4 protein-coding genes and 1 pseudogene are annotated in these 7,528 nt (G+C 43.6%); all 5 read left to right on the forward strand.

Annotated elements, in window-relative coordinates; genetic code table 11:
- Positions 1-561, forward strand: a pseudogene (locus AC1DWN_RS23205) (hypothetical protein); the annotation flags it as partial.
- A gap of 226 nt (positions 562-787) precedes the next feature.
- Entirely contained in the window at positions 788-2,491 is a 1,704-nt protein-coding gene (locus AC1DWN_RS23210) for an extracellular solute-binding protein (protein WP_477561270.1), read from the forward strand.
- Between the two features lie 117 nt (positions 2,492-2,608).
- On the forward strand, positions 2,609-3,508 hold the full coding sequence (locus AC1DWN_RS23215; protein ID WP_477561271.1) for an ABC transporter permease: 900 nt from the start codon (positions 2,609-2,611) through the stop codon (positions 3,506-3,508).
- Between the two features lie 27 nt (positions 3,509-3,535).
- A complete protein-coding gene (locus AC1DWN_RS23220; RefSeq protein WP_477561272.1) occupies positions 3,536-4,420 on the forward strand; it encodes a carbohydrate ABC transporter permease in 885 nt (294 codons plus the stop codon).
- A 244-nt stretch (positions 4,421-4,664) separates the two neighbouring features.
- Positions 4,665-7,352, forward strand: a complete 2,688-nt coding sequence (locus AC1DWN_RS23225) for a cohesin domain-containing protein (RefSeq protein ID WP_477561273.1) — start codon at positions 4,665-4,667, stop codon at positions 7,350-7,352.
- The last annotated feature ends 176 nt before the right edge of the window (positions 7,353-7,528 follow it).

Raw genomic sequence — 7,528 nt, forward strand, 5'->3', positions numbered from 1 at the left:
GGCACATACAGCGTTTGGACGRCACCGAGCATCATGAACTTGCAACGGGATGCTGCTCCGCTTTCGTCAACTACCGTTAATCTGGAGATGGCTAAGTGTGAATATCAGAGCGGACAGGTACTACTCACGGCCCAAAACGGCTATGTCAACATCACAAACACTGAGATATCGGAATTAACCTCGGGCAGTGCAACTATATCGGCAAGCCAGGCAGAGGTTCTTGTACAGCATTATGTAAAAACGACCAGCAAGTCTAATAGTGCCTATGAGCCAGGCTGGTATCCGGATGCATTGATTCCGTATTCGCCATATATGAACCTGCATGGATCGATCCGTGTGCAAGACGGAAATAATCAAGCAATCTGGTTTACGGTAAAAACAGAAGTGAACACACCTACCGGAATATACACTGGTACCATTTTTTTTTTTTTTTCAAGCTGTATGGGTTCTACGCAATTTTGTCTAGCATTGCGGACAGTTTTGAAACTCAGGTCTAAAGTAAACTCTTGGTGCGGCACTCAATCTATTTTTCTCAAGCATTTAGGTCATCTCCTTCAATAAATACTGACCTATACACCTTCGACAAATGATTGAAAATCCCCGCTAGCTAATCATGCTGTCGTAGGTAAAAAACAAATGAATATGACGCCTCAGGAATATCGGGATTTGTGAAGAAGTATACAATCGCATATAAAAGTATCGGAATGCATATAGAGGAACACCCAAGTCCGACTATATACTTAAATTGTGGTAATCGAATCAATAAATGAATGTAGGGGGAAAAGGAATGGTATCTAGTATGACAAAAAGGTTCACGCTTTCATGTATGATTTTGGTGCTGCTGTTGGTGACGGCATGTACCAAATTAGAAGGGGACAAGCCGAATAATATGGAGTCGCTGAAACCGATAGATTCGACGAAACCAATAGAGTCGGCGAAACCAGTTGATATGAATGCAAAATACGATCCTCCGATTACGGTAACAACTTTTAGGGGTAAAACCGGCTCTATGTTTTTTCATCCAGATGAAACAATCGACAAGAATGCGATCTACGATGCCTATGAAAAGGATCTGGGGATTATAATCAAAAACGATTGGGCAGTGGACAGTAAAGAATATGATGCAAAACTAAAGATCAGCATCGCCTCCAACGACCTGCCGGATTTCTTCCTAGTAACGGCCGCAGATCTGCCACAGTTGATCGAATCCGACATGGTTATGGATTTATCGGATGCGTACCAGAAGTACGCGAGTGAAACAACGAAAAAGACATTAACAGCAGATGGCGGTAATCAGTTGAAGACTGCTACATTCGGTGGGAAGCTAATGGCTATTCCGCAAACGAGCAGTCCATACAACAGTGCACAATTCGTTTGGTTGCGCAAAGACTGGCTGCAGGAAATGAATCTGCCAGAGCCCAAGACGATGCAGGATTTGCTGAAAATCTCTGCGGCATTTGCGACGAGAGATTCAGGCGGTAAAGGCAAAGTATTCGGAATGGGAATGCACAAAGATAATATAGGCACACCAATTGGTTTTCTAAATGGATATCATGCTTATCCTACGCAATGGTTGAAAGACGAGTCGGGCAAATTGGTTTATGGAAGTTTACAGCCGGAGGTTAAGACTGCATTAAAGCAACTTCAGGATCTCTATAAGGCTGGACAGATTGATCCCGAGGCTGCTGTGAATGACATTGAGAAAAGTATGGAAATGGTGGCAAACAATCGTCTGGGCATGATGTTCGGAGAGTTCTGGCTTAGTGCCGTCATGCAAAATGCTGTCGTAAAGGATAATAAAGTGACGCAGGACTGGGGAGTGTACCTTATTCCTTCCATTGATGATCAACCCGGCAAGACACAAGTATCCGCATCTGTCGGCTCGTTCTATGTCATTAATAAAAAGGCGAAAAATCCGGATGCCGTTTTCAAATTACTGAATCATTGGACCGGATTATTAACCGGAGGTATMCTTGAAGATGGAGACCCACTTACTGTCTATGATTACGGTAAAGATTTGAAGGATACCGGCAAGGAGTTCTGGGGTATCAATCCAATTGTTACCTTCCTGCAGGATGTTTATATCCAAGGCGGGGAGCATTTACCAAAAGCATTAAAAACGAATGATCCTTCTGCAATTGCTTGGAGTGGCGATCTAAAAAATCGATATAATCAGATCAAAAAATATGAGGAGGGTGATACTTCCTTATGGTTACAAAGCAAAATTGCTGGCGAAGGCGGATCTCTTGCTGGAATGTATGAATACTTTAAGCAGGATCGGTATCACTTCGACGAATTTTTTGGTCCAGTAACCCCAGCTATCACCGAACGGGGCGATTTATTAAAAACTAAAGAACAGGAATTATTCACAAAGATCATCATGGGCAGTGTTTCCATAGATGAGTTCGACAAGTTCGTCATTGAATGGAACAAATTAGGTGGGGATAAGATTACCCAGGAAGTGAATGATTGGTACAATAAAATGAAGTAAATGCAAGGAGAATAACAATTCGGATGAGTGAGAAGAATTCCTTTGGGATTCCTCTCACTCATCCGAATTTTAAGGGGAGTTGCATGAGGAGAACTCCAAGGAAAGGAGAATTGATAAATGACTATCAGAACATGGAAAGAAAATTGGCCGCTGCATCTTATGATTTTACCTGGTTTTCTGCTTGTACTCGTTTACAGCTACGGCCCGATGGTCGGTCTGATTATCGCATTCAAAAAGTTTTTACCATCCAAAGGTATTTTGGGGTCGCCATGGATCGGGCTGGATAACTTCAAATTCATCTTGTCCCTCCCAGATACTTCACAAATCATTCGCAATACGATTATCATTGCTTTGATGAAGATCGTGATCGGATTAATTGCACCGATTGTCGTATCCCTTTTGCTTAACGAGGTTCGTATTTCAGCATTCAAACGAACGATTCAGACACTGGTGTATTTGCCTCACTTTTTATCGTGGATCATATTGGGCGGTATTCTTATCGATATCTTGTCCCCCTCTCAGGGGATTGCTAATAAATTATTGKGGTTGTTCGGCGTAGATCCGATTTTCTTTCTTGGTGATAATCGGTGGTTTCGTTTTACACTGGTCATATCTGATGTTTGGAAGGAATTAGGCTTCAGCACTATCGTTTATTTGGCTGCTCTGACAAGCATCAATCCGGTACTGTATGAAGCAGGAGAAATTGATGGAGCGAACCGCTGGCGGCAGACGTGGCACATCACTTTGCCTGGTATGCTACCTATCATTGTACTGCTTAGCACGCTTAGTCTGGGAAACATTCTTAATGCAGGCTTCGATCAGGTATTTAATTTGTACAGCACACCGGTATACGAGACCGGGGATATTATTGATACGTACGTGTTCCGTATCGGAATCCTAAAAGCACAGTATGGAATAGCGACGGCAATCGGCTTGTTTAAGTCCGTCATTTCGTTATTGTTAATTTCGTTGTCTTATTTCTTGGCATACMGTTTGGTCAATTATCGAATCTTTTAGAACAGCGTTTGCTTAGGGGGGAATAAAGTGGTCCATAAAATGTCAGGCGGTTATCTTCTATTTTCTATAATTAATGTTTGCTTATTGCTGCTCTTGGCTGTTGCTTGTGTCTTTCCTCTGCTCCATATTCTGGCCATATCATTCAGTTCCGCATCCGCTGTAACTGCAGGTAAAGTGATGCTTTGGCCCGTTGATTGGACGACTGCGGCTTATGAGAATGTGTTTGGGAAAAAGGAGTATTTGGTAGCTTTCTGGATCTCGATCAAACGGGTTTTGTTCGGTGTGTCCCTCAACATGCTTCTCACGATCCTTATCGCTTACCCGCTATCGAAGGAAAATCGCCAATTTCGGGGGAGAACGCTGTATGCATGGTATTTTGTCTTTACGATGTTGTTTAGCGGTGGATTGATTCCGTGGTACATGGTTATCAGAGAGACCGGACTAATAGATACGATCTGGGCGCTTATTGTTCCTTCTGCTGTCCCCATCTTTAATGTAATCGTGCTGCTTAACTTTTTCCGTGGCTTACCCAAGGAGCTTGAAGAGTCTGCAAAGATGGACGGTGCCGGACAATTCATCGTGCTTTGGCGGATTTACGTACCGCTTTCTATGCCCGCGCTCGCGACAATTCTGCTGTTTGCCGTTGTCGGCCACTGGAATAGTTGGTTTGACGGTCTCATTCTATCAAATCGTACAGAGAATTATCCGCTGCAAAGCTTTCTGCAGACCATCATTATCAAGATGGATGCGGCTTACCTGACACCTAGGGATGCGGAATTGTTGGCGCTTATGAACAATCGAACGAGTCGGGCGGCACAAATTTTCGTTGCGGCATTTCCGATTTTGATTGTGTATCCATTTTTACAGCGTTTTTTTGTAAAGGGAATTGTGCTGGGCAGCGTAAAGGAATAAAACGGAGGCTTGACTTATACTGCTATCGGGCAACTTGCGGCGTTACCCGATAGCAGTATAGGTAATCAGATGTATATCAAAGTAGCTAAGTGCATATTTAATTCCGCGATGCAGGTTCATATACTTAAATCGTAGGCTAGAAAGTAAGCTGGAGGAGAGGAGACCAGGGAAGAGCCGATCATAATTTCAACGAATTTAGGTAGATAATTTATTGTTGTTTATCAAAACTATGGGAGGGTATCAAATGAATCTTTATCACAAGTTTGTTCGTTCATTTGCTGTTATGGTGATTGTTGTTTTAGGCTTCAATTCCACAGTCTTTGCTACTACGCCTGAATTCCCGATTGGAATCTACTATGGCCCGGGACCGGAGATGGTTACCGATGCCAAATATGCTGAAATTAAAGAAATGAATGTGAATTACATCGTCCAAACGAATTTACTTGAATGGATGGGCGACAACGATAGAGTACTGGATATAGCGGCCGACCATGGGCTTAAGATCCTTGTAAGTGATGCTGCCATACGCTGGGAAAAGGCCGAATTGATCACGCAGGAAGTCAAGGATAGCAGCCTCTCTGTAACGGCAGATCACCCAGTTGGCCAAACCTTCACGACAACGGCTGATGCAAATAAGAGCGCAGCAACCTTTTCGTTTGAAACTCTAAATTGGCCTTCTGACGCGCAGTTAACGTTCAGCCTGTACGACAATCCATCGAAGACGAAACTGCTAGGTACCGCGGTGCCTAACGTACGTCTAACCAAGGATTATCCTCTGTTTACCCTGAAAGTGCCAGTTCCAGTTCAACCAAACACCAGCTATTACATGGAATTGACTTCAAACAGTACGGAGAGCATCGATCTTCGGGCAACTAGTTCCGACGTTTATAGCGGGGGAAAGGCCTATGTTAACAATATGGAGTCCAATAAAGACTTGTATTTCATAAGTTACTTCTTCGATCCTAAATTTGCTATTACTCCAACTGATCGACCCTCCGACGATTTCCTCGCTAAATGGACGAGCCATTACAAGTCAAAGCCTGCGCTAATGGGATACAATCTTTATGATGAACCCGTATTCAATTTACTCCCCACGTTGAAAGCAACGTCAGATAAAATCAAAGAGTACGATCCGGATCATAAGGTTTATGTAAATTTGCAGGCGGGGGGCATTTGGGTCTATCAGACCTATGGCGGCTTCATTACTRCCGGGAATGCACTGGGGCAAACGTTTAAAACAGGCGATGATGAAACCGCTATTCATTCTATAAAATTGAGCCTGGACAATGTTGTGTGGAGCGCTGCAACCTTAACGGTATGGGATTCGCCGGACAAAACAGTGAAAATCGGCGAAAGTAAGCACTTAACGCGTCCGGCAACCCATTCGCCTGCATTCCTCTTTGACTCTATGGCTGTTGAACCGAATACGACTTATTATCTGGAATTGACAGTTACCGGGGATATGGACACTAAAATATGGGGCAACTATATTGTAGACCCTAATGGAGTTGGAACTATAGGTGGTACATTAGTGGGTGGTAACTTCTGGATAGAGATTAACGATAAGGACTTAGGCGCTGAGGAATATGTACGCTCATGGGTGGATAAAGAACCTGATGTGTTATCGTTTGATGTCTATCCGTTTTTAGCCGACGGGTCGCTTGCTGATAAGTATTTTGTTATTCAGGAGCTTTTTAGACGCGAATCACTGCGTGGCGATGTAGATTTGTGGTCGGTCATCCAATCCGTTGGCATTAACGGGATGATCCGCAAGCCGAATGAGGATGAAATAAGATATCAGATCTATACGAACCTCGCCTATGGGGTTAAGGGACTCACATATTTTACCTATAACACACCTCCTGGCGCAGGGTTTGAAACTTTCCACGACGGACTAATTAACCGCGATGGTTCAAGAAACGATTCCTATACCTGGGTAAAGAACTTGAACGCCGAGGTACTCAAGCTTGGTCCAACACTGCTTGGTCTTAAATCGGACGCTGTTTATCATACGGGAACGCTGCCGAAAGGTACTAAGGAGCTCCCTGCCAATTTCTTCTGGCAGCCAACGGATAGGAGTCAGCCTATGGTGGTCAGTGCATTTACGAATGAAAGCGGTCGCAAATATGTGATGGTAGTGAATCGGGATACGGAACAATCACGTACGGTATCATTTTCGCTGCCTTCTAAACCCGACTCTGTGAATGAAGTATCCAAAAGCACTGGAGATGAGGTCAATACGAATTACAACAGCACGACCGGAGTCTTATCCTCCAGTTTTGCAGCGGGCGAAGGCAGATTATATGCCCTGGATGCAGGATTCTCTGAAACGACAGGAATAAAAAGTACCCTAACTACAGGGGTAAGCTCTATTCCTTCAGGCACCCAATTTAAAGTTAACTATGGATTAAACGGCGTTACCCAAAGTGTTTATGCGCAAGACATCAATTTCGAATATGATCCTGCTGTTATGGAATTTGTATCTGCTAAATCCATTAGAGACGGGGTAAGCATTGTTAAAACCGTGCAGGATACGCGGGGTGTAAAACTTCGTTTGATTCTAGCTAGTGAGGGTGCAGGGCATGCTGTCATAGGTGATGCGGACCTTGTTGAGCTAACCTTTAAAGCAAAAAATGTTTCACAAACGGCATCAAGTGATATCTCGATTACGAGCGCTTTGCTTGGTGATGCCCAAGGAAATGAATACACAGCGGCACTGGCTTCCCTGAGCATTCAGGTTACTGCTGGACTCCCAGGGGATTTCAACCATGATGGGAAAGTGTCCATTGGTGATCTGGCAGTACTTGCGGCCCATTACAGCAAAAACACAAGCAGTCCGGATTGGCAACAAGTGAAGTATTTGGATCTGAGTGGAGATGGGAGAATCGACATCGCAGATCTTGCGGTAATTGCCCAAAAAATAATACAGTAGCTGGTCAGTGGTCAAGTAACTTTAGGTGAAAGATAGGAGGATATCTACGTCTCCTCTTATCTTTTTTTTCATTGATGTGCGATATTTTTGGGAGGATGAGTGAAATGGAATATAAAATAAATCTAAAAATGATTCTAATTGCACTAATCGGTTTATTGATTTGGCCGTTGTTGCAG

The sequence above is a fragment of the Paenibacillus sp. P4_A7 genome (assembly GCF_056402455.1).